We start from the raw sequence: 551 nt of genomic DNA, 5'->3' as shown, positions 1-551 counted from the left end.
GCGCGCCAGCATCGGCGCGTTGAGCGCGCCTTCGTCCCAGCCAAGCCGCATCTTGACCGTCACTGGCACCTCGACCGCGCCGACAACGGCGTCGATCAGCGACAGTGCGTGGTCGAGATCCAGCATCAATGCCGAGCCGGCATAACCGCCGGTGACCTTCTTGGCCGGGCATCCCATGTTGATGTCGATAATGTCGGCGCCCTCGCCGGCGGCGATTCTGGCACCTTCGGCCATGTGCATCGCCTCGCGGCCTGCAAGCTGAACCATATGGACGGGCAGGCCGGAGTGGCGTATGCGCAGGTTGAAACCGGCCCTGCCCTTGGCGAGCTCGCCGCTGGCAACCATTTCGGACACGACCAAGCCCGCACCATGCGCGTGGGCACGCTGCCGGAACGGCTCGTCCGTAATGCCCGACATCGGCGCGAGGAACACGCGATTGCGGAGTTTCACGCCGCCGACGTTAAGCGGCGCGGCCAATTTGGTCAAATTAACCATGCACAAAAACCAAGCATCTTCATTCGTTGCACATTCTCTAACCATATCGGCCGCAA

1 protein-coding gene is annotated in these 551 nt (G+C 63.0%); it reads right to left on the bottom strand.

Annotated features, from left to right (window positions below; genetic code table 11):
* Positions 1–495 (bottom strand): tRNA-dihydrouridine synthase (locus EN969_RS34515; protein ID WP_164758815.1); only part of this gene is annotated, 495 nt, incomplete at its 3' end.
* Positions 496–551 lie beyond the last annotated feature (56 nt).

The organism is Mesorhizobium sp. M7A.F.Ca.CA.003.01.2.1 (assembly GCF_003998945.1).
Lineage (GTDB): Bacteria > Pseudomonadota > Alphaproteobacteria > Rhizobiales > Rhizobiaceae > Mesorhizobium > Mesorhizobium ciceri.
This window is presented reverse-complemented; position numbering and strand designations above follow the sequence as displayed.